The organism is Pseudomonas sp. TWP3-2, from assembly GCF_049897765.1.
GTDB lineage: Bacteria > Pseudomonadota > Gammaproteobacteria > Pseudomonadales > Pseudomonadaceae > Aquipseudomonas.
The window spans coordinates 49,670-69,058 of record NZ_JAFCWW010000017.1 but is presented as its reverse complement, the minus strand read 5'-3'; the positions used below and the strand labels follow the sequence as shown (position 1 = coordinate 69,058).

At 53.8% G+C, this 19,389-nt stretch carries 20 protein-coding genes; 15 read left to right on the top strand and 5 right to left on the bottom strand.

The genetic code is table 11. The features are described 5' to 3' along the window. Window positions 1-18: 18 nt before the first annotated feature. Together ACP7EE_RS21330 and ACP7EE_RS21325 are read left to right on the top strand one after the other, a co-directional pair. Window positions 19-1,179, top strand: a complete 1,161-nt coding sequence (locus tag ACP7EE_RS21330) for a DUF3800 domain-containing protein (protein WP_426236550.1) — start codon at window positions 19-21, stop codon at window positions 1,177-1,179. A 132-nt stretch (window positions 1,180-1,311) separates the two neighbouring features. Then, window positions 1,312-4,110 carry an SEC-C metal-binding domain-containing protein gene (locus ACP7EE_RS21325; RefSeq protein ID WP_426236548.1) on the top strand — a complete coding sequence of 933 codons (2,799 nt, stop codon included), beginning with the start codon at window positions 1,312-1,314 and terminating at the stop codon, window positions 4,108-4,110. Between the two features lie 788 nt (window positions 4,111-4,898). Here the strand turns inward: ACP7EE_RS21325 and ACP7EE_RS21320 are convergent. Beyond that, the gene (locus ACP7EE_RS21320; RefSeq protein ID WP_426236546.1) at window positions 4,899-5,372 is read right to left on the bottom strand and encodes a helix-turn-helix domain-containing protein; all 474 of its coding nucleotides are present in this window, start codon (window positions 5,370-5,372) and stop codon (window positions 4,899-4,901) included. Between the two features lie 237 nt (window positions 5,373-5,609). On the opposite strand from ACP7EE_RS21320, the gene ACP7EE_RS21315 reads away from it, so the two are divergent. The 3 genes from ACP7EE_RS21315 to ACP7EE_RS21305 all read left to right on the top strand — a co-directional run bounded on the left by ACP7EE_RS21315 (window position 5,610) and on the right by ACP7EE_RS21305 (window position 9,065). Continuing rightward, on the top strand, window positions 5,610-6,338 hold the full coding sequence (locus ACP7EE_RS21315; RefSeq protein ID WP_426236544.1) for a metallophosphoesterase family protein: 729 nt from the start codon (window positions 5,610-5,612) through the stop codon (window positions 6,336-6,338). A gap of 808 nt (window positions 6,339-7,146) precedes the next feature. After that, window positions 7,147-7,563 carry a DUF6957 family protein gene (locus ACP7EE_RS21310; protein WP_426236542.1) on the top strand — a complete coding sequence of 139 codons (417 nt, stop codon included), beginning with the start codon at window positions 7,147-7,149 and terminating at the stop codon, window positions 7,561-7,563. 179 nt (window positions 7,564-7,742) lie between these two features. Further along, window positions 7,743-9,065 (top strand): type II toxin-antitoxin system HipA family toxin, encoded by a 1,323-nt coding sequence (locus ACP7EE_RS21305; RefSeq protein WP_426236540.1) that lies wholly within the window; start codon window positions 7,743-7,745, stop codon window positions 9,063-9,065. A gap of 380 nt (window positions 9,066-9,445) precedes the next feature. Here the strand turns inward: ACP7EE_RS21305 and ACP7EE_RS21300 are convergent, their stop codons facing one another. Further along, on the bottom strand, window positions 9,446-9,655 hold the full coding sequence (locus ACP7EE_RS21300; protein WP_426236538.1) for a hypothetical protein: 210 nt from the start codon (window positions 9,653-9,655) through the stop codon (window positions 9,446-9,448). Between the two features lie 498 nt (window positions 9,656-10,153). Between ACP7EE_RS21300 and ACP7EE_RS21295 the strand changes: the two genes are divergently transcribed. Next, a complete protein-coding gene (locus ACP7EE_RS21295; protein ID WP_426236536.1) occupies window positions 10,154-11,281 on the top strand; it encodes a sensor histidine kinase in 1,128 nt (375 codons plus the stop codon). Between the two features lie 312 nt (window positions 11,282-11,593). Here ACP7EE_RS21295 and ACP7EE_RS21290 read toward each other — a convergent pair whose 3' ends face one another. Both ACP7EE_RS21290 and arsN2 read right to left on the bottom strand, forming a co-directional pair. Beyond that, window positions 11,594-11,929 (bottom strand): hypothetical protein, encoded by a 336-nt coding sequence (locus ACP7EE_RS21290; protein ID WP_426236534.1) that lies wholly within the window; start codon window positions 11,927-11,929, stop codon window positions 11,594-11,596. Between the two features lie 526 nt (window positions 11,930-12,455). Continuing rightward, entirely contained in the window at window positions 12,456-12,947 is a 492-nt protein-coding gene (gene arsN2 / locus ACP7EE_RS21285; RefSeq protein ID WP_426236532.1) for an arsenic resistance N-acetyltransferase ArsN2, read from the bottom strand. A gap of 194 nt (window positions 12,948-13,141) precedes the next feature. Between arsN2 and ACP7EE_RS21280 the strand changes: the two genes are divergently transcribed. The 9 genes from ACP7EE_RS21280 (at window position 13,142) to ACP7EE_RS21240 (ending at window position 18,597) form a co-directional block, all read left to right on the top strand. Then, window positions 13,142-13,498, top strand: a complete 357-nt coding sequence (locus ACP7EE_RS21280; RefSeq protein WP_426236530.1) for a metalloregulator ArsR/SmtB family transcription factor — start codon at window positions 13,142-13,144, stop codon at window positions 13,496-13,498. Between the two features lie 26 nt (window positions 13,499-13,524). Further along, a complete protein-coding gene (locus ACP7EE_RS21275; protein ID WP_426236528.1) occupies window positions 13,525-14,808 on the top strand; it encodes an arsenic transporter in 1,284 nt (427 codons plus the stop codon). A gap of 16 nt (window positions 14,809-14,824) precedes the next feature. Then, window positions 14,825-15,295 (top strand): arsenate reductase ArsC, encoded by a 471-nt coding sequence (locus ACP7EE_RS21270; RefSeq protein WP_426236526.1) that lies wholly within the window; start codon window positions 14,825-14,827, stop codon window positions 15,293-15,295. Window positions 15,296-15,342: 47 nt separating this feature from the next. Next, window positions 15,343-16,056 carry an arsenical resistance protein ArsH gene (arsH, locus tag ACP7EE_RS21265; RefSeq protein ID WP_128775131.1) on the top strand — a complete coding sequence of 238 codons (714 nt, stop codon included), beginning with the start codon at window positions 15,343-15,345 and terminating at the stop codon, window positions 16,054-16,056. 20 nt (window positions 16,057-16,076) lie between these two features. Further along, window positions 16,077-16,499, top strand: coding sequence for an arsenate reductase (glutaredoxin) (arsC, locus tag ACP7EE_RS21260; RefSeq protein ID WP_426236523.1), 423 nt, complete (start codon window positions 16,077-16,079; stop codon window positions 16,497-16,499). A 286-nt stretch (window positions 16,500-16,785) separates the two neighbouring features. Then, window positions 16,786-17,061 carry a metal/formaldehyde-sensitive transcriptional repressor gene (locus ACP7EE_RS21255; RefSeq protein ID WP_080725266.1) on the top strand — a complete coding sequence of 92 codons (276 nt, stop codon included), beginning with the start codon at window positions 16,786-16,788 and terminating at the stop codon, window positions 17,059-17,061. A gap of 19 nt (window positions 17,062-17,080) precedes the next feature. Next, entirely contained in the window at window positions 17,081-18,001 is a 921-nt protein-coding gene (gene dmeF, locus ACP7EE_RS21250; RefSeq protein ID WP_426236521.1) for a CDF family Co(II)/Ni(II) efflux transporter DmeF, read from the top strand. Window positions 18,002-18,040: 39 nt separating this feature from the next. Beyond that, window positions 18,041-18,412 (top strand): hypothetical protein, encoded by a 372-nt coding sequence (locus ACP7EE_RS21245; protein WP_426236519.1) that lies wholly within the window; start codon window positions 18,041-18,043, stop codon window positions 18,410-18,412. Window positions 18,413-18,414: 2 nt separating this feature from the next. Further along, a complete protein-coding gene (locus ACP7EE_RS21240; protein ID WP_426236517.1) occupies window positions 18,415-18,597 on the top strand; it encodes a DUF1289 domain-containing protein in 183 nt (60 codons plus the stop codon). Window positions 18,598-18,748: 151 nt separating this feature from the next. Here the strand turns inward: ACP7EE_RS21240 and ACP7EE_RS21235 are convergent, their stop codons facing one another. Beyond that, a complete protein-coding gene (locus tag ACP7EE_RS21235) occupies window positions 18,749-19,300 on the bottom strand; it encodes an arsinothricin resistance N-acetyltransferase ArsN1 family B (protein WP_426236515.1) in 552 nt (183 codons plus the stop codon). Window positions 19,301-19,389 lie beyond the last annotated feature (89 nt).

Sequence of the window (19,389 nt, the reverse complement as noted above, 5' to 3'; positions counted from 1 at the left end):
GGATTACGGAGTAGCTGCGTGGGAAGGACGTTCGCATTTGTCGATGAGTCGGGCAATCACGACTTGGATACCTCCAAATCGGGTAGCTCAGGTTTTTTCGTGGTGTGCTCGATTATCATTACCGAGAAGGATCTGCCTCGGGCTTACGAGCTTGCTGGCGGGGTGAGATCCACGCACTTCCAATCTGGGGAGATCAAGTCCAGCAGGCTTAAATCTAAGGACGCGGATCGCCGCAAAAGGATTTTGGTGGATCTTGCCGAGCTGCCGCTCAAGCTATATTTCACCGTCGTCGATAAAAGCCGGGTCTATCAAGACGGTGGCCTGCAATTCAAAAAATCCTTCATCAAGCACGTGAATAATCTCTTGTATTCGCGCCTGTTCGACCATTGCCCGGATCTGCACCTGACCGTCGATGAGCATGGTGGCCCGGAGTTCCAGACCAGCCTGAGGAAGTATGTTGCTGAGCGATACTCGGGCGATCTCTTTCGTGACTCGGCATTCACGACTAAAAGCAGCAAGGACGATGTTTTGATCCAGGTTGCAGACTTCTTCGCCGGCACAGTCGCCCATATCTACGAGGGGAAGGCCAGCGGCGAGGTCGTTGAGGTATACAAGAACATCTTGCGCCACCGCACGATAGGCCTCCTGGAATGGCCGCCGCGCTACCAGTCGCTGATTCCTCCCCCCATGGATGAATCAGCGTATGCAGACCATCGTGTTCATCAGCAGGCGCTGAAGCAGGCGGATAAATTCCTCACCAAGGTGGGCAAGCATCCCGACGAGGACGAGCGCCTTCAGCTCTGCATCCTGGACTACCTGCGCTTCAGAAGCGAATTCGTCGGCGATGAATACGTCTCTACCGGGGACATCGCCAAGCATCTTGCTGAAAGGGGCTTCCAAGGGCTTTCCGAACAGAAGATCAGATCCAGTGGGATCGCGAAATTACGTGATGCTGAAGTGATTATCGCCAGCGCCCCTAAGGGCTACAAAATTCCCCGGTCGAGGGCTGACATCAACGATTTTCTGGAGCTGGCATCGAGTCAGATTCTTCCGCTTCTTGATCGGGTCAAAAAGGCCCGCGATGTATATAGACTTAGCAGTGTTGGGGACTACGACATCCTGGGGTCAGACAAATTTTCTGAAATCAGAAAGCTGCTGCTGTCGCTTGAGGCGCTTTAGTGGTGATTTGGTTAGAGAAGTGGCCGGCTTCGCCTGCCTCTATCGGTCACCAGCAATGGCTGTAGCGCCCGCCGTCGCCTAGTCAATGCATCTTGCTCAGAGCTTCTCTACCCCATGCCAAATGGAATTGCCATGCAACCGAATGACCAGGCCCCTCACGACGACGTACTAGACCCGGCACAGCTTAAGCGCATTGAGTCTGTTCACAAGGGCTTTCTTTATCAGCATTTGTATGCTGTGGGCTGCCTACTCCTGGCGCAATCTTCCGGCGTACGTGAAGTGCTGGTCGAGCGGGACGAGGATGTGGAACTCAACACTGAAGCTGGCCAGGTGTACGTCCAGGTAAAAACGCGCTCGAAACCCATTATGCCGGTTGACGTTTCTGGGGCGCTGGAGCGCTTCGCGCTCATCAAGCAGGAGCATGAGGCAGGGCGGCGGCCTGGTGTAGCCCAATTCGTCTTCGTCGCGAACCAAGTGTTAGGGGACACCCTCCGGTCTGAGGTTGACGAGCAGAAGACACCTGCTGACTTGCTCTACCTTTCCCCTGGTTCAAACGCGTCGCGCCCAGATTGCCTTCCTCCTGCCTGGGCATCTCTGGAGGAGGCTGCTCAGTGGTGTACGGCAGAGGCTGAAAAGCTGAATTTTTCGCTCCTATCGCCTTCCTCCCTGACCTGGAAGATGGCGGGCCTAGTGATGCTCGCGTGTGCTGCTGGGGACGGAAACGCTCGGCATGTTTTCCACACCTCAGAGTTGCCGGCCCTCTTTGAGCAGTTGATTGTGCAACTGCAGGACTTTCCAACTCCGCCTCCCTCTTACAGGCCGCAACAGAATGAGCCTGAGCTCTCTTCAGCGGAGCGAGTGCGCATAATCTGTGGGTTGTCCGGTGCTGGTAAGACCACCTGGGCTGCTCATGCTGCTCTGCACAGTCCTGAATCATGCGCTTATTACGATGTAGGTGACCTACCAGGGCCCGCTCTCGCAAGCTCGATTGTGCGGGAGCTCGCCTCCAAATACATGAAGCGAGCCCCAGATGGTATTCGGAAGATACTGTTGCCAGGGGCGAGTGGTTACGAGGCGATTCGTTCGTTCGACAGGTTCTTGGAGCAGGCTGAGGCGCCTCTGGTTGTTGTTGTAGACAACGCCCATCGTGTACCTGCAGCGAACATCCGCGATCTCTTGAACGCGACTCGGCACATCCGCTTCATTCTTCTTTGCCAGCCTCATGAAAATGTACGTGAACTCGAAGCCGTCATGGCGTTACGTCGTGAGACTTTGCAGGGCTGGGATCTCGATACGGTTGCTCAGGTTGCCAATAGCGCGGGCGCTTACGGCAGTCCTCAGGCACTCGAACTGCTCCGGGCCTATTCTGGTGGTCTCCCGCTGTACGTCGACAGTGCCATTGCGGTTGCCCAAGCTGAATACGATGGAAACATTGGAACGCTCTGCGTTGACCTTGCCCAGCAGGCAAACGTCGCTGAGACCGCTCAGGAGATTATCCTGGCGCGTGTTTACGACGGTTATGATGCAGTCACGCAGAATGCCTTAGCAGTCGTCAGCTTGGCCGACACCGGGTTAACGCAAGAAGAAGTAGTTCGCCTGCTCCAAGCGACCCTCAAGCTGTCACTAGGTGGCGCAGCTGCGGCAATCAAGAAAATCCAGGCCACAGGGACAGTTGAGGTGTTTGGAGCCAAAACACTCAAAGTCCATGATGCCGTCCGTGCTCTAGGTTTTCGTCATCTGGAGCTCATGGGTGAGTCCGTGGTCACTACCGCCTTGCTGACGTTGAAGGAATTGCTGATCCAAGGCCTGGAAAAAAACCGTGACACCTCGCGGTTTTCACTTCTGACTCGGGTGTTCATTAGGCTCAACGACGTAATGACGCTCATTGGTCTGGCTGGCGAAGAACTGTTCTACGAGATGGGTATATCAGTGGATATCACCTCAAACTTGAAGCACGCGCTTGAGTCTGGTGATCTGAACCCCCACCAGGCTTTCTGGGCGCTTGATGGGCTTGTGTTTTCCACCATGCGAGAAGGACGCTTCGATGAGGTGGCTGATCCCTTGCTCGCGATGGAGCAGCTTCTCAGCGAACACGGATTCGAGTTCCGCGAGCAGGTCGCATGGGCGATGCGAAAAATACTGTTTGCCTCAGATCAAGGTCGTGAGGACGAGGTGAGGCAGGGAGTGGCGTACGCCACGCCAAAAATCCCTGACGCTGATTACCAAAGGGTATTTGACTACAACCACGCGGTCGCTCTGTGGAAGTTGAAGCGCCACAAGCAAGCCGAAGCGTTGTGCAAGAAAGTAGTTAATGAGTACTTTGAGATTTTGGGTCTGACGCAGAGGGAGGTCATGGGCAAGAACTCCGATGTGCTATGGAAGGTGATCAAGCAACCTCCACAAGTCCATGAGCACATCAAGCACCTTGCCGATGCCTTGGAGGTGTATGCCAATGCCCTAGACGCTCAGGGGTTGGACGCGCGTATTCAGCGCATCCATGCCATGAAATTTTATGGAATGGTAGAGGGATACGAGTCCATTGTGCGGGTTGGTCAAGACTTGGCGGATGAGTTTGTAGGGGCTGAAGACTTCGTCGGTGCCAAAGAAGTCATGGAGCAGCATGTCCTGCCGGTCGTTGCACAGGCTGGCCTAATCGGCAGGATGGTTCAGGTCAGGAGCCAGTATGCAGTAATACTGGCGTTATCAGGTGACCATCGGGGTGCGGTCTCTGAAATGGAACGTTTGCAGCCTTACCATGAAGGATTAGAGGAGCACCAGCGGAAAGAGATTGAGCACCAAACTGCCTATATCGGCCACATAATCCGTGAAAGTAGGCGCCTATCGGTTAGGCCCATGATGAGGGCCGTAGGCCGCAATGAGCCGTGTCCATGTGGGTCTGGGGTGAAGTTCAAGAAGTGCCACGGGAGATAGCGCGAAAGGCTTGCACTCTTTGACCAGGCGACGGGGATTTCCAACGGTTCTAGTCTGGAACTGGCTCTGTACGGGCTTTGTGGCGCCCTGGCATGGTGCCGGCTTGGGGCGTCAGGAGCGTTGAACACCAATCATCACCTCAATTCGCCCTCCAGTACGATTGTTAGATTGTGTGGACGGCAGGGCCTAACTCATTCAGCTTTGAGGTGCGCGGGCTCGGCGCCAGGCTGGGCCATTCTCGCAACACTCGATTGCGTCTTCTAGGGGCGTGAACGTTCCCCACATGGAAAGTCGATCTCAGCTGCCGCCATCCAGGCTGCGCAGCATGTACTTAGTACCCCTTGGGTTGACGCTGTGAAAAGCGGTCTTGGGAGCTTCGATTTCAGCTTCAGCCTCGGCTGTACTGAGATCGCCGCCTCGCGCCTGTAGAGCTCGACGAAGGTCTGATTCAGTGTCTTGCCATGTTTTAGATTCGATAAAAGGCAGATCCCACCAGTCGGCTACTTCCAGTGCCTCTCAATGATCATTGGGCGTGTTGAAAAAATTGTCGCGCAGCATAGGGTTGAGCACGCCCAGGTACTCGTAGATTGCCCGCACCTTTTCTACAAACGCCTCGTCTGGCGATCGCCCCCTCGCATGGTGCTTTCAATGGACTGCGATGATTATTGATGAGCTTCCATCAATGGTATGAGTGATTTTAAGGAAATTAAGGGGGCAATTAGAGATCGACGAAACCATCATTCAGCAGGGCAAAGCAAGAAATTTCAGGACGAGTTTCGGATCGTCTATCAGCTTTCCCGTTTCCAGATCCGTCCCACCGTCGACGTTGAAATGCCCAACGTGTCGGATGCTTGTTTTTGAGTCATGCCATCCGCCTTGCAGCGAAGCACCGCTTCTATCTGTTCTTCAGAGGTACGTCGACCGGCGATACCCGGTATCAGAGCACCCTTATCAAACTGGCCAGGTAACCCATCGACGACTCCCAACTCCAGGAGTGTCTTTGCTTCCTTCCCAAGCTGTTTGAGAAAGTCCTCGGGTGAAAGCTGCTTTTCATAGCTTGCCGCGATGACGAGAAGAGTGATGGGGTCAATGTCTAGCCCGGACGCGAGTGTTTCGAGGGTATCCAGTGTGATGCTGCTTTTGCCGTTCTCTACGTTATAGACGTGTCTGGCATCAACAAGACCAAGGAAATCTTCTCTCGCGAGCCCGCGCGCAGATCTGACCAAGCGGATGACAGCGGCGAGCGGATCTCTCAATGGCATTACAAATCCTCAAATTCAAGGATAAAGCCACGCCGAACAATCCCAATCCATGTAATATACTTCCGGTGTGGGATTTTGGCTGAGAGCCCGCCCATTTTTTCAGAACTGCTCATGTGCCAAATCAGTAGCATCCCGCAAGCAGCTAGTTGTCTTGCCACATACGCGGGGGGCATAGGTCGCACGCAATGCCGCAGAGCTGTATTCAATATACAGTCAAATCGGGACTAGTCGCTTGACATGAAAATTCAGATTTACTCAGACCTGCACAACGAATTCGCTCCGTTCACCCCGGCTACAACAGACGCAGACATCGTTGTTCTGGCTGGCGACATCGACATCCAGGCGAGAGGCGTCAGTTGGGCAAACGAGGTGTTCAGCCAACCCGTCATTTATTGCGCCGGCAACCACGAGTTTTACAAAGGCCACTTCGACCACACGCTTCGCAAAATGCGAGAGTCAGCTGCACCGCACGTGCACGTTTTGGAAAATCAGGTTTGGATTTGCAACCAAACGCGGTTTTTGGTCGCAACGTCCTGGACGGATTTCTCCTCCACCGGAGACGCCGTGGAAGCCATGGTGACCTGCGCCCTGTGGATGAATGACTTCCAGGTGATCAGAGCGGAAGAAAGTTTTCGCCGCCTACGCCCCGCAGATGTGATTGCGCGAAACCATGAAGCTTTTGATTTTTTGGTCGCCGAGCTCGCCAAACCGTTTGTAGGGAAAACCGTCGTGGTGACGCACCATTGTCCGGTTCCAGAAGTCGCAGGTGATAAGCATGACGGCCATTTGAGTGCGGCCTATACAAATCGGTGGAATGCACTTTTGCCGATGGTGGACGTTTGGATTTTTGGACATACACATCGTGCCGTGGATACGGAGTTAGGCGGATGCCGGCTCATCTCAAATCCGCGTGGTTATCCCCAAGAAGAAACAGGCTTCATCTCGGATTTCACGATAGAGATCTGATCGGTGATGGAGGAGGGGCAGGATGTACTGGATCAAAACGTACGGAGCAAAATTGTCCGACTTCAGGTTTCACAGGTATCCAACGGTCATTAGGAGAGCGCGGGTGGCCGTCGCTGATCCAGACGTTGTCGGGTACCTTTTGTGCGCTCTGGAGCGCCCTCCAAAAATTACAGGTCTTCTGTTCTGTGACCCGGCGCAAAAGTACCCAGAAGGTTTACCCTTACATGCGCTACCCGTTGTAGATCGAAGTCAGCGTGCAGGCTACGACGTTTTTACGACTATCGATGGTGGGGTTTTTGTCGTCGCTCACTGGCTGTTTGAGAACGGTGCCTTAGATCGCTTCGACCGAGTTCATTGAGGTGCTTTGTGGGTTGCTCGTGGTCGATAACAGAGGCTTAGGAAAGAAGGTATGGGGCTCCCAACATGCGTTTTGGACGCCAAGAAAATTGATTTCGGCGTCCAAGTGACAGGCTACCTGTGCTGCGCCGAATTTCAGCCTCCCTGCATGATCGGAGTGGTTTTTTCTGAAGCACGTGGGCGGTTTTCGGATGGCAAAACAATCCGGACTTCCCAGATAGAACGAGTGGTTGAGCTGCAGGGGTATCAGCTATTCGAGACATACAACGGTAGTCGATATGTGATTTGCCACTGGTGGCATGAAAACGGCGCCATGCCTGAGATCAATATGATCCACTAGCGAACAACAGGCTTTGCAATCGGCATCCCAGGTAACCCAAATCCACGATGCACGGCTCCCATATGTCTGGAACCGTGTCGCTTTGAAAGTCTTAGAAAACAAGGCAACAGTGTGCAAGCAGATTTGATTGAAGATGTGCTGTACGGCCCCGCCCAGATGCTCGGTGGCTCTCAGCTTGAAGATGGTGAGCTCATTCAAATGGCGCGTGAGGAGTTCGAGGGGCGGCCATTTTGCATTGTTCGGAATTGGATGCTGCTCGATCTCCTGCTCGCCGAGGCCCAGGAGCGTGAAGTGAGGAAGCAGGGACTTCAGCCCACTGTCCTTTTCATCAACCACGCTGTGTTCGACAGCGATACCCTCGTCCCAACTGGCGATGGTCTGATAACTGGCTATCAAAAAGACTTTCATGGCTGCTTTTTTGAAAGCAAAGACAAGCTGTACATCCTGGCTGGCCGTGGTGCAAGAAAGCACGTGAGTGTGCCTGCGATCTCAGCGCTGCATGAAAATTTGTCGCGGCCCGTCAGGTAGTGGCGAGATTGGGAATAGCTTTATGTTTGGACGGAGTGCTTCGCTCGCGATTGGAGTGATTCAGCGACGCTGATAAAGAAATTATTCCCCGCTGTCCAGGTGCTCGGACAACATCCCAGAAGCTCTTCGGACTCAGATTTATCAAGGCAAAGTGAGGCTTCGGCAATTTGCCGAAATGTATGGAATCCATCACTCTTCAAATTCACGCGGGTGGCCATTGGCACGACGCAATGGTGGTCAGCTTCGATTCCCCTGGAGATAGTCTACGAAGTCGCTGCAACATCAACTATGTGCCCGAATACCTTGTGGATCAGTACATTCTACTGGATACGGTAAAAGCGCCTGCCGTCAGTGCGACTATCCCACTGGAATGGGATATTCGGCGTGAGACTGCCCCAGCTTTTTTGCACGATGTCATCCCGGCTGGTGCTGCACGTCGGCACATCTTGTCGAGATCGGTAGTACCGCCAGGGATGTCGATTGATTTCTTTCTGTTGCAGCAATTTGCTGCTGCTCCCATTGGACACCTGCGCATAAAGAGCGCGGCAGAAACGCTGTATTCCGCAGGCAAAGTGCCTAATGGGGCTAGCCGAGAGGAGGTTGTCCAAAAAGGCATGGGTTTTCTCGACCATGCCAAGGAGAACGGGATGGCAATAACCGGCGCTCTCGGGGCCGGCGGTGAAGCTCCAAAAATGCTGTTGGTCGAAGATGCTTCGGGGCAGCTTTATCCCGACGGGGTGCTAAGCGACGCGGAGGTGTGCCGGCATTGGTTTGTTAAATTCCCGCGTAACACCGCAACCAGACTAGACCGAGACATCCTGCATTCCGAATACTGCTATTACCGCGCGCTGGGCAAGTTAGGGGTCGACACGATCGCCGCCGATGGTCTGGCCCACGAAGCAACGAAGATGCCTAGCATTTGGATGCAAAGATTCGATCGGAAGGTCTCTCCTGGGGATGTGGAGCGCATCGCAGTCGAGTCAATGTATTCATTAGGTGGCGTCAGGCATCGAGGTAGTTGTTTGAGTCATTTCGATGTCGTGGATCGGCTAGCGGAAACATGGATTGCGGCTGGCCAAGAATCTGAAATACCGGACATGGTTAGCGAATACTTGCGACGGGATTTAATCAATCAGATCGTCGGGAACACTGACAACCATGGTGGAAATCTCTCGATCCTCCGGGGCAAGGAGCGAGTGAGCTTTGCACCCATCTACGATCTTGCGCCCATGGTGATGGATATCGAGGGTGTTGTGCGGATCACTCGGTGGTCAACAAATATTGAACGATTAGGTTCGGTCGATTGGGGGTCTGTATGTGCTCGCTTCGCGCATAGGGCAGATCCGGAATGGTTGTTCGATCGGTTACAGGCGGATGCCCGGTTGTTGCTGGCGCTACCGGATTTGCTTCAGGATCTAGGGCTGCCCCAGGAAGCTTGGTGCTCGCCGATGATTCCGCTCAGGTGTCTCGAAGATACGTTTCGCATGTGGAAGTTGATGTGATTGATCCACTTCCAGTTAGTCATGCACGTTCTCTCGTTTGTAGATGAAGTGGATGTTAATCTTCGAGTATCGCTATTACCGGACGATGAGTGACACATTTTTGGTGTCGCTTGATTCTGCAACGGGCCGGTCGGCCACAATTGAGCTCAAACTGACCGACAAACCCTGTAGGCATGCGCTTGCAGGGTTTTCCTCGTAGTAGCGGGAGGAGCTTGCATGAACACGTTTATGCTTTTCGGTAACGACCGGGGTAGCGTAGAAGAGCGAATCGCTTCTTCGCGACGTTTGTCGCACTAGATTTTGCCACCATGAAAGCTTGGCCACTCTGCTGCGTGCCATCGATCGCGAAGGGCGCGTTGGGTTACTCAAGCAGCGTCTGATCAATCTGGCGTCATTAGCACCGCCAGCGTCATGTTAATGAATTCTTCGTTCTTGGAGATCGTGTCCAAAGCGCCCCGAACGTTGGAGGCAACCTCCGCTGTGCCGCGTTGTTCGACCCACAGCGTGAGCTCCATGATTGCCGCTTCAAGCGCAAGTTGGTTCTGATTGATCTTGTAGAGGAGGGAAGGGAGTAGGTCTGCATTGGACATTGGAATTTCCAACATGCAAACAGAGAAGCGTAGCCGTTTAGAACCTGCTCGTTACTCGCTGTCTCCATTTGGGCGATCTCCCCTGAGTACTTAATCGGTCGGCTGCTATCCCTCTTGCCATCGCTTCTTCGGGGCAAAGCTCGGCTCGTACCGCACCATACGCTGGTTCTTCGGAGGCTAACCAACACGTAGGGATCTGCGGAAGCACAGTGTCAGATGATCTTACTTCCCCTTTATCAACTCGCGTCTGAAGGGAGCGATATGGAGACGCTCGTGTAACGTTTGGCGGCATGAGGCTGAGGTGATGCGTTGGTCGAAGTCTGATTGCCGGATCGTCTGGCGTTGGAGTGGGGCAGTGGAGCACACTCTGCCCATTATGCAGTCAAGGGCGCAATGGAAGGCGTGGGCCGAGCAATACCTAATGCATACTTGATTGAGGCGCCTTATTGCTTAGGCTGATCGACCAGAGAATCCACTTTTTATAATGGGGAGCACACAATGCGCCTAGCTGACTTCATTCTACAGAACATGGAACCGATCCTTCAGCAGTGGGAAGATTTTGCCAAGACGCTAACTCCCGCAACGGAGGGAATGAAAGCTCTGGCCCTGAGAGATCACGCAGAGCACATGCTACGAGCAATTGCCGCTGATCTCCAAACTCCACAGAGTCATGAAGCAAGGATGTTGAAATCCCACGGAAATGCGCCTCGGTTAAACGGTATCACCTCCGCAGAAACACACGCTGAGCTTCGACATGCTTCAGGTTTTACCATCGGACAAGTGATCGCAGAGTACAGAGCCCTCCGTACCAGCGTGCTAGCGTTGTGGCTGCCGCCTGACCATGTGTCCAAGGATCAGGAAGTTACTGATGTCATTCGATTCAACGAAGCTATCGATCAGGCGCTTGCAGAGTCTGTAGTGACTTATGCGACTGCGGTAGAAACAGCGCGAAACGTATTTCTTGGCGTACTCGGTCACGATCTGAGAAGTCCGCTCGGTGCTGTATTACTCAGCGCTGAGGTTCTATTGCGTGCAGGGGATCTCCCGCCCAAGCCTACCAAGAATGTGTCGCGTATTTATACGAGTGTGAAACGGTCTATAAAAATTGTGGGTGACCTATTAGATTTCACACGTACTCAGCTCGGTTCAGGAATACCAATCAGCATGGCGCGCGACGACTTGGTGCAGACCTGCAGGGGCATGGTTGAAGAAGCTAGAGCCTACCACCCGGATCGACAGATAGATTTGGTATCTGGATACACCCTGCCCTGGAGGTTTGATAAATCCAGGATGGAGCAGGTCATTGCTAATCTTATTGGGAATGCTATTCAGCACGGCGACGGTAGCAGCCCAGTCACCGTTACTTTAAAAATCGTTGGTGGATTCGCAGAGCTGTCCGTCCAAAACGCTGGGCCTCCGATTGAAGACAGCGCAAAGGCAGGCCTCTTCAATCCGTTGATTCGACATCTACAAGGCGGCGTCGAGTACGGTGCTGAAGCGGGGCTCGGGCTGGGGCTGTATATAGCATCTGCTATCGTAAGCGCCCATCACGGAAGTATTGAAGTCGAATCTCAAGCGGGAAGTGGCACCACTTTCATAGTTCGCCTTCCATCAATCTCCGCTTAGGAGATGTGTAGTTGGACTGAGGACGGACATCAGCTAGAAAGACTGGGTGCGAATAGATCGACGAGTCCATGCGCCGATAAGCCAGCCTTCGCACGCGAACCAACCATACTGCCTCCTTGTTCGATGGCGATTCACCGTATCTCCACTGGGGCTCGCTCCTTCGGGGTACGGCTGTCGTGAACCGACCCCTAGCTTTGCCAGGTTCTCGCCCTACGGGCGCCCATCTTCATCCCTCTGGCCCATCGTGGGCCTCGACGTACAAGGGACAAACGGATGGCTCAGTCAGCCGCCTAGCTAGGTCACCCAAGCCGGCTACATCGATTTAACCGATACCACCTCGACATACCTGTACTTCTTCCTAGCAGCCTTCACAGCCTCCTGTCCGGCAAGTAACGAGCTCAAGGTGTCGGCCTCATGAATCAACTCTCGCATTTTTCCTTCAAATTCGTTTCCAACCCGGAGCGTGACCCTAAGCCTGGGTGTGAATGCTTTCGCCACCTTCTGCATGGCAGTTGGAGCGGCCACCAGTTTCGTGAACACAACCTCTGGCACAGGCTCTTGTACTAGAGGAGCAGACGCTTTTTCTTCGGGCTGAGGCGTTCCGAACAGGGCGCGACGCATTTCTTCTTCAGTTAACTCAGAGTTCATAGAACATCTCAAAAGGGACGGCACGTAGCTGGACAAATTCTACTAGGATTGTTGCTGACTCGCCTCCTCGGGGAGCCTGCATGAACGTCAAATCCCTAGCGCGATTTCAGTACGAGAGCCTCGCAGGGCTTATAAAGCTGCTCCGGCGGCAGTCGTACGATGAGCCCATCTACGAAGTCACTAGCGTGACGAGCGTGCAATGTGGCCGGTACGAAGGCACCGACTCGTTCCTGGGCATTTTCAGTATGTTAGGGACTTCCTGGCTCACCTTGTCGGTGGATAGGTGCTCAACGACTGGTCTGGGCAGAGGGGCGGCGCGACTCCACATATCTATGACCGCTTGGAGCCGCCCGTCTGAGCCCAGATGCTCAAGGGCCATTTCCCACGGGTCTACGCTCGGACGGCACTTAACCTACATGCCTCTTGACTCTCAGTGAGCACTAGGCCTCGGAGCACCTACGTTTTATGGTCAGTGTTGCTCTTGCCAACTACGAAAGGGCATCGCGTAGCGCCTGTAGCCAAATCATCAGTCGGGCAGATTATTAGCCAGCGCTGTCGGTTCTCCTTTTGAAGGTAAGGCCTTGCGCATATAGCAAGCCGAGCCTGGACAGAGTCCCATGAACTGCCCCGTTCGAAAAATCATAGGCGGCGCAGTATCTCGTTGACTAACTGCATATCCCTGGTGCTCAAAAAATCCTGATGCTGTTGTCGTCAGTAGATGAAGCCGAGCAATCCCCTGCTCGGCGGCTATCGATTCAATGACCCGAAGCACTGCGACCCCGACTCCTTTCGACCTGTGTGCCGGCACTACCATCAGCGAGCGAAGCAACCCATCTGCCCCATGCGTTTCAAACCCTCCCCATCCGACGGTCTCACCGTCTATAGCGAACTCAAAAAAGGTTCGGCCAGGGAGGTCAATATCGTCTGCAGGCAGATTGGCGGATTCCAATGCAGCGCGAAAACGTTGCCACTGCGCCCCGGCAATTTTATTTGCCTGGATCGTCATGTCACTTCCCATCCCTTCAACTCCTTGACGTCCCGCGTTTGGACAACGACAGCCTCAACCAAACTAGCAGAAAGTAATATTCGCTTTACCGAATATTCGATAATCCGTATATTCGATTTTCCATATGCGTGCGGGGCAACCTTGAGCACAGCCATCAAAGTGCTTTTCATCTACGTTTTGGTCAAGACCAAATGCCTGGAGGATCTATGACAGAACCCATGACCCCCACCACCTTATTCAAATGCCTGGCGGATGACACCCGAGCCAAAATATCCCTGCTCGTCGTGAGTGAAGGCGAGCTGTGTGTCTGCGAGCTAACGGCGGCACTCGACCTCAGTCAGCCGAAGATTTCTCGTCATCTGGCATTGCTGCGCTCTGCCGGTTTACTGATGGATCGTCGGCAAGGTCAGTGGGTGTACTACCGACTGAATCCCGATTTGCCTGCGTGGGTAATTACGGTTTTGAAAGAAGTCGTAGACGCCAATCAGCAATGGATGGAAACCGAAGCTAGACGTCTATGCGGCATGAACGACCGTCCCATCAATCAGGCCGTGTGTAACTGATTCACGCCCCCAATCGGATTAACGAAATGCTGATTGCTGTATTGATCTTTATTACCACCATAGTGCTCGTCATCTGGCAACCCAAGGGGCTCGGAGTAGGTTGGAGCGCATTGTTGGGGGCCATCGTTGCGTTGCTGGCAGGCGTCATTACCCTTGCTGACATTCCAGAGGTTTGGCGAATCGTCTGGAATGCCACCGGGACGTTCATCGCTGTCATCATCATTAGTCTGCTGCTTGATGAGGCAGGCTTTTTCAAGTGGGCTGCATTGCACGTGGCTCGCTGGGGAGCTGGAAGCACTCGTAAGCTATTCGCATTCATCGTCTTGCTGGGCGCGGCTGTGTCGGCTCTGTTCGCTAATGACGGAGCGGCATTGATCCTCACACCCATCGTGATCGCGATGTTACTGGCGTTGCGTTTTTCTCCTGCTGCTACGTTGGCATTCGTCATGGCAGCTGGTTTTATCGCCGATACGGCGAGCTTGCCACTGGTGGTTTCCAACCTGGTCAACATCGTTTCTGCCGACTATTTCGATATCGGCTTCAACGAATATGCTTCGATCATGGTGCCGGTAAACATCGTCAGCGTGGCGGCGACATTAGCCATGCTGCTGTGGTTCTTCCGCAAAGATTTACCGAAGACCTATGACCTCAACCAACTGGACAATCCGGACGAGGCAATCCACGACCGTGCCACTTTTGTCGCCGGTTGGTGGGTGCTGGCACTACTGCTGATCGGCTTCTTTGTCATTGAGCCATTGGGAGTGCCAATCAGCGCCATTGCAGCGGTCTGTGCATTCATTCTCTATGTCATCGCAGCGCGTGGTCACGCCATCAACACAAGCAAGGTGCTCAAAGAGGCGCCATGGCAGGTGGTGATTTTTTCTTTGGGTATGTACCTGGTTGTTTATGGACTGAAGAACGCCGGCCTGACCGACCACATCGCGCAGATCCTGAACGTGTTCGCCGGTTATGGCGTTTGGGGCGCGGCCCTAGGTACAGGACTGCTAACAGCGTTGCTTTCTTCGATCATGAACAACATGCCCACCGTTTTGGTAGGCGCCTTGTCCATTCATGCCGCCGAAGTCGATGGTGTAATCCAGCAAGCGATGGTTTACGCCAACATCATCGGCTGCGACTTGGGCCCGAAGATCACCCCAATTGGGAGCTTGGCCACTCTGTTGTGGCTGCACGTGCTGGCCCGGAAAAACATAACGATCAGTTGGGGTTACTACTTCAAGACTGGGATCGTGCTGACCTTACCTATCCTCGTCGCCACATTGTCCGCCTTGGCACTGCGCCTCAGTTTCTGAATCAAGGAATCGTCTGATGAAAGTCTTGTTCATGTGCACCCACAACAGCTGCCGCAGCATTCTGTCCGAGGCGCTTTTCAACCACCTGGCGCCCGAGGGTGTTGAAGCCGTCAGCTCAGGAAGCTTTCCCAGTGGCCGGGTGAATCAACGCGCATTGCAAACGCTGGAGGCGGCGGGTATCTCCACGGCGGGCTTGAGCAGCAAGGCTTCAGATGCGTTTGAGGGTTCGCCTCCTGACATCGTAATCACGGTCTGTGATCGGGCTGCAGGAGAAGCATGCCCCATCTTCTTCGGCCCAGCCTTGAAGGCACATTGGGGCCTGGCTGATCCGTCCGATGCCACCGGGTCGGAAACAGACATTACCGCAGCGTTCGAAACCACACTCGCCAAAATTCACGAGCGCGTGAGCGCATTTCTTGCGCTGCCATTGAACACCCTTAGCGCTGACCAGTTGAAAGCTGAGCTGAGTCGCATCGGTTCGCTTTAAAGACCAACCGAGGCGGTGCCCAACCTGGCGCCGCCATAGGAGTTTTTATGCAAGACACATTGCCGAACGTACACGCCGACCTGATCGACATTCCTTCGTTAGAGCAACTGTCGCCTCGTACGCCTTCGCTCCATAAACCTCGCATTCTTCTGCTGTATGGATCAACGCGAGAGCGCTCATTCAGCCGGCTAGTCACGCAAGAGGCGGCACGCCTGCTGAATGAGTTTGGCGCTGAAACCAAGATCTTCGACCCATCAGGGCTACCGCTGCCGGATGACGCTCCTGATACACATCCCAAGGTCGCTGAGCTGCGGGAGCTGATGCAATGGTCTGAGGGGCAGGTTTGGTGCTCCCCTGAGCGTCACGGCTCCATGAGCGCAGTTTTCAAGGCCCAAATTGACTGGGTTCCGCTGGCGATGGGCGCTGTACGACCTACGCAAGGCAAAACCCTTGCTGTGATGCAGGTCTGTGGCGGTTCCCAATCCTTTAACGTGGTTAACCAACTGCGGGTACTTGGACGGTGGATGCGGATGTTTACCATCCCTAACCAGTCTTCCGTGGCCAAGGCATTCACTGAGTTCGATGAAGCAGGCCGTATGAAACCTTCCTCGTACTACGACCGTCTCGTGGATGTGATGGAAGAGCTGATGAAGTTCACCCTGTTGTTGCGGGATCGCCAGGATTACTTGGTTGATCGGTACTCCGAGCGTAAAGAGTCCGCCGAAGATCTGTCCAAACGCGTCAACCAGCGCTCCATCTAACGTCAGCACGAGGAAGCGATATGAGCCAGATCACGATCTACCACAACCCCGAATGCGGCACCTCTCGCAACACCTTGGAGTTGATCCGTAACAGCGGGGAAGAACCGACGGTTATCGAGTATCTGAAGACCCCGCCTGATCGCACCACACTTGTCAGACTCATTGGAGATATGGGTATCGGGGTGCGGGCTCTTTTGCGTATCAAAGGCACTCCGTACGAGGAGCTGGGATTGGGCGTTGCATCGCTGACTGACGAGCAGCTCATCGATGCCATGATGGCTCACCCTATCCTGATCAATCGCCCCATCGTCGTGACGCCGTTGGGCACACGTTTGTGTCGCCCGTCAGAGGCCGTTCTAGACCTTCTGCCTCAGGAGCAGAGCGGCAGTTTCGTCAAGGAAGACGGACAAGTCGTCATTGATGAGAATGGCAACAGGGTTTGATCCCTCCCGAAGTACGTGGCCTCGGAGTGCCACTCGCACTCCGCTCGGCCCTCGTTTGCAGTCGACCCGACCAACGATTGCATCTGATTTGACCTGCTCGCTTTGGCAGCATCATAGCAACGAGCGGCCAATAGCAGAGACCTGGTCATCCTGTTCCGCCCTTCCTCCTATTTGAAGCCTCAGTTTCAGCAAATAGCTGTTCATGAGCTTTCCGTCAAACGGCGCTTGCATAGGTATAGGGGGTATACCTATCATGCGCTTATGCACAGTCAGAGGGAGTTCTCCCATGGGCCATATAGCTTCAAACAAAGACGATCTTCTCAAGCGAGTAAAACGCATCGCGGGGCAAATCCAGGCCGTTGAGCGTGCGCTCGAATCGGATGCCGATTGCGCGAAAACCTTGCATCTCGTAGCTGCCACACGTGGAGCTATCAACGGATTGATGGACGAAATTATTGAGGATCACGCCAGAGAGCATGTAGCGAGCCCAACGCTTAGCGATGAAGAGCGCAACAAGGGTGTCGAAGAGCTTCTTGAAGCCATTCGCCGCTACTCCAAATGAAAAATCCAGGTACATGCTCATGAGCAGCAGCCACAACATCGAAATTAACCACGTACATGACCACGTGTTCCTTGGGTCAGCACACGAAGAAAATGCCAAGCGTACCCTTTGGGTTGTGGCGCTAACGGTGGTGATGATGGTTGGCGAAATCGTCGCCGGCTATATCACTGGCTCGATGGCTTTGCTTGCCGACGGCTTTCACATGGCAACCCATGCAGGCGCTTTGGGCATCGCTGCAGCTGCCTACGGTTACGCAAAACGCCACGCTTCCAGCAGTCGCTATAGCTTCGGTACGGGCAAGGTTGGAGACTTAGGTGGATTTGCATCGGCGCTCATTCTCGGCATGGTGTCCTTGGTAATCGCCGTAGAGTCGGTCATGCGCCTTTTGCAGCCGACGGAGGTTCAATTCGGAACCGCTACGCTCATTGCGATTGTGGGTTTGATCGTAAACATTGTGAGCGCGCTTCTGCTTGGCCACGGTCACAGCCATGGGCACGATCATGATCATCATGGGCATGGGCATGGTGATAACAACCTGAAATCAGCTTATGTCCATGTGATAGCGGACGCTCTGACCTCCGTCCTGGCAATTGCAGCACTGCTCGCTGGCCGGTATCTCGGATGGGTGTGGCTGGATCCGGTAATGGGCATTGTGGGCGCCATTGTTATTGCGCGTTGGGCATGGAGTTTGATGGGTGTCACCTCTGCTGTACTGCTGGATCAAACTGATGAGCACGTTGCAGATGAGATCCGCGAGCTGGTTGAAAAACCGGGTGATGCAACCATTACAGACCTGCATGTCTGGCGGGTCGGGCCAGAAGCGCATGCGGCTATCGTAAGCGTCCTTGGCGAATCTACTGCGAACGCAGAAAGCATTCGTGAACGACTCAAGCCTGTCCATGAAGTCAGCCACCTTACAGTCGAGTTTCGATTGGTTTGATTAACCGACTCACTGACCCCGACTTCATAGGAACTTGCGATGCCACTTGGGAAACGTGAGCTTGCGCGGATCGAGCGTCGATTAATTACCACGCTCACCGAAGCATGCGAAACAGCGAAAGGGGAGATCGAAGGATTTACTTGGCTCACCCACACCGCCGACATGAATGCGCTGGCTGAAACCCTAAAGGTAATCTGGGTGTTCGAAACTCTGGCTAACAAGAAGCTCGCTCAGGCTAACGCGAAGGCGCGCATTGTTGAGTTGACTGCCATCGCGCTGAATGAGGCCGGCATCAACTTGAACCTTTCAGACCGCAATTTCCGCTTCGACTCTGAGGAGGAATGCCAACGTACGCATGGGGGCAACTGGAAAAATCGTTTGGCTCAAACAAGCGCGGACAAAGGTAACTAACAATGGCTAAAGAAATCGAAAATCCCTGTATCTCAGTTTGCCAGTTGAGTGGTGACCTATGTGTTAGTTGCGGGCGAAGTAAGGAAGACATCAGAAAGTGGAAACGCATGAAACGGCCCGAAAAAATGGCCGCTGTGCAAAGAGCGATTGTGCGATTGAAAGGCCTGAAGAAAGCGCATGCATAATCACTTGCACTGGATGACCGCTATGGGTCGTTCTCTACCGGTCATGTCTAAGCATGTTGCTGGTCTAACCCTCACCGCTCGATGTAGTCAAGCCAGTGCAAAGCTATCTCACTGGCATAGTTTGATGGCACCCGACGTACAGCGGATGCACTTACTGAGATGCGGATTCAAGCTGGGGGAAGAGAATAGGCTCTAGAGGCGGAGTTTCCTGGCACAGCCCGAGCCGCCAGTAACCGACGTCGTGCCATATCCCAAGTTTGAAGCCCACCTCTGGATACGTGCCGATGTGGACGAATCCCAGCGACTCATGAAGACCCACACTGCCTTCATTGGGTTGCGCAATTCCAGCATAAGCTGCGCGATATTGCTGTTTATCTAGCATCGGAAGCAAAGTTTCGTAGAGTTGGCGGCCAATACCCTGACGGCGCGCCGACTCGGCTATGTACACCGTTACGTCCACAGCCCATCGGTAAGCCGGGCGGGCCCGATGTTGGCTTGCATAGGCATAGCCCTTGATTTCTCCTCCCTCTTCGGCAACCAAATAGGGATATGTCTGAAGCGTGGTCGCTATCCGCTGTGCGATTTCCTCAGCGCTTGGCGGGATCTCTTCGAACGAAATTGCCGTTGTTGAAACAATGGGGGCGTAAATGCGCTGGATGCTTACTGCATCTGTTATCACCGCCGTACGAATCTTCAAAGCCATGTGTGTCGTCCCTGATTCTAAACCCTAACATTACCCGTTTTGGATTACCGTTGGACATGAACGAAATAACAAAATGTTCGGTTGAGGCT

Excerpts from the sequence above, each read along its gene's own strand:
- ACP7EE_RS21305 (WP_426236540.1), top strand. The coding sequence starts at position 7,743 with ATGGAATCCATCACTCTTCAAATTCACGCGGGTGGCCATTGGCACGAC.
- arsN2 (WP_426236532.1), bottom strand. The coding sequence starts at position 12,947 with ATGGGAAGTGACATGACGATCCAGGCAAATAAAATTGCCGGGGCGCAG.
- arsH (WP_128775131.1), top strand. The coding sequence starts at position 15,343 with ATGCAAGACACATTGCCGAACGTACACGCCGACCTGATCGACATTCCT.
- ACP7EE_RS21275 (WP_426236528.1), top strand. The coding sequence starts at position 13,525 with ATGCTGATTGCTGTATTGATCTTTATTACCACCATAGTGCTCGTCATC.
- ACP7EE_RS21245 (WP_426236519.1), top strand. The coding sequence starts at position 18,041 with ATGCCACTTGGGAAACGTGAGCTTGCGCGGATCGAGCGTCGATTAATT.
- ACP7EE_RS21300 (WP_426236538.1), bottom strand. The coding sequence starts at position 9,655 with ATGTCCAATGCAGACCTACTCCCTTCCCTCCTCTACAAGATCAATCAG.
- ACP7EE_RS21270 (WP_426236526.1), top strand. The coding sequence starts at position 14,825 with ATGAAAGTCTTGTTCATGTGCACCCACAACAGCTGCCGCAGCATTCTG.
- ACP7EE_RS21325 (WP_426236548.1), top strand. The coding sequence starts at position 1,312 with ATGCAACCGAATGACCAGGCCCCTCACGACGACGTACTAGACCCGGCA.
- ACP7EE_RS21320 (WP_426236546.1), bottom strand. The coding sequence starts at position 5,372 with ATGCCATTGAGAGATCCGCTCGCCGCTGTCATCCGCTTGGTCAGATCT.
- dmeF (WP_426236521.1), top strand. The coding sequence starts at position 17,081 with ATGAGCAGCAGCCACAACATCGAAATTAACCACGTACATGACCACGTG.
- ACP7EE_RS21255 (WP_080725266.1), top strand. The coding sequence starts at position 16,786 with ATGGGCCATATAGCTTCAAACAAAGACGATCTTCTCAAGCGAGTAAAA.
- ACP7EE_RS21295 (WP_426236536.1), top strand. The coding sequence starts at position 10,154 with ATGCGCCTAGCTGACTTCATTCTACAGAACATGGAACCGATCCTTCAG.
- ACP7EE_RS21240 (WP_426236517.1), top strand. The coding sequence starts at position 18,415 with ATGGCTAAAGAAATCGAAAATCCCTGTATCTCAGTTTGCCAGTTGAGT.
- ACP7EE_RS21235 (WP_426236515.1), bottom strand. The coding sequence starts at position 19,300 with ATGGCTTTGAAGATTCGTACGGCGGTGATAACAGATGCAGTAAGCATC.
- ACP7EE_RS21290 (WP_426236534.1), bottom strand. The coding sequence starts at position 11,929 with ATGAACTCTGAGTTAACTGAAGAAGAAATGCGTCGCGCCCTGTTCGGA.
- ACP7EE_RS21280 (WP_426236530.1), top strand. The coding sequence starts at position 13,142 with ATGACAGAACCCATGACCCCCACCACCTTATTCAAATGCCTGGCGGAT.
- arsC (WP_426236523.1), top strand. The coding sequence starts at position 16,077 with ATGAGCCAGATCACGATCTACCACAACCCCGAATGCGGCACCTCTCGC.
- ACP7EE_RS21315 (WP_426236544.1), top strand. The coding sequence starts at position 5,610 with ATGAAAATTCAGATTTACTCAGACCTGCACAACGAATTCGCTCCGTTC.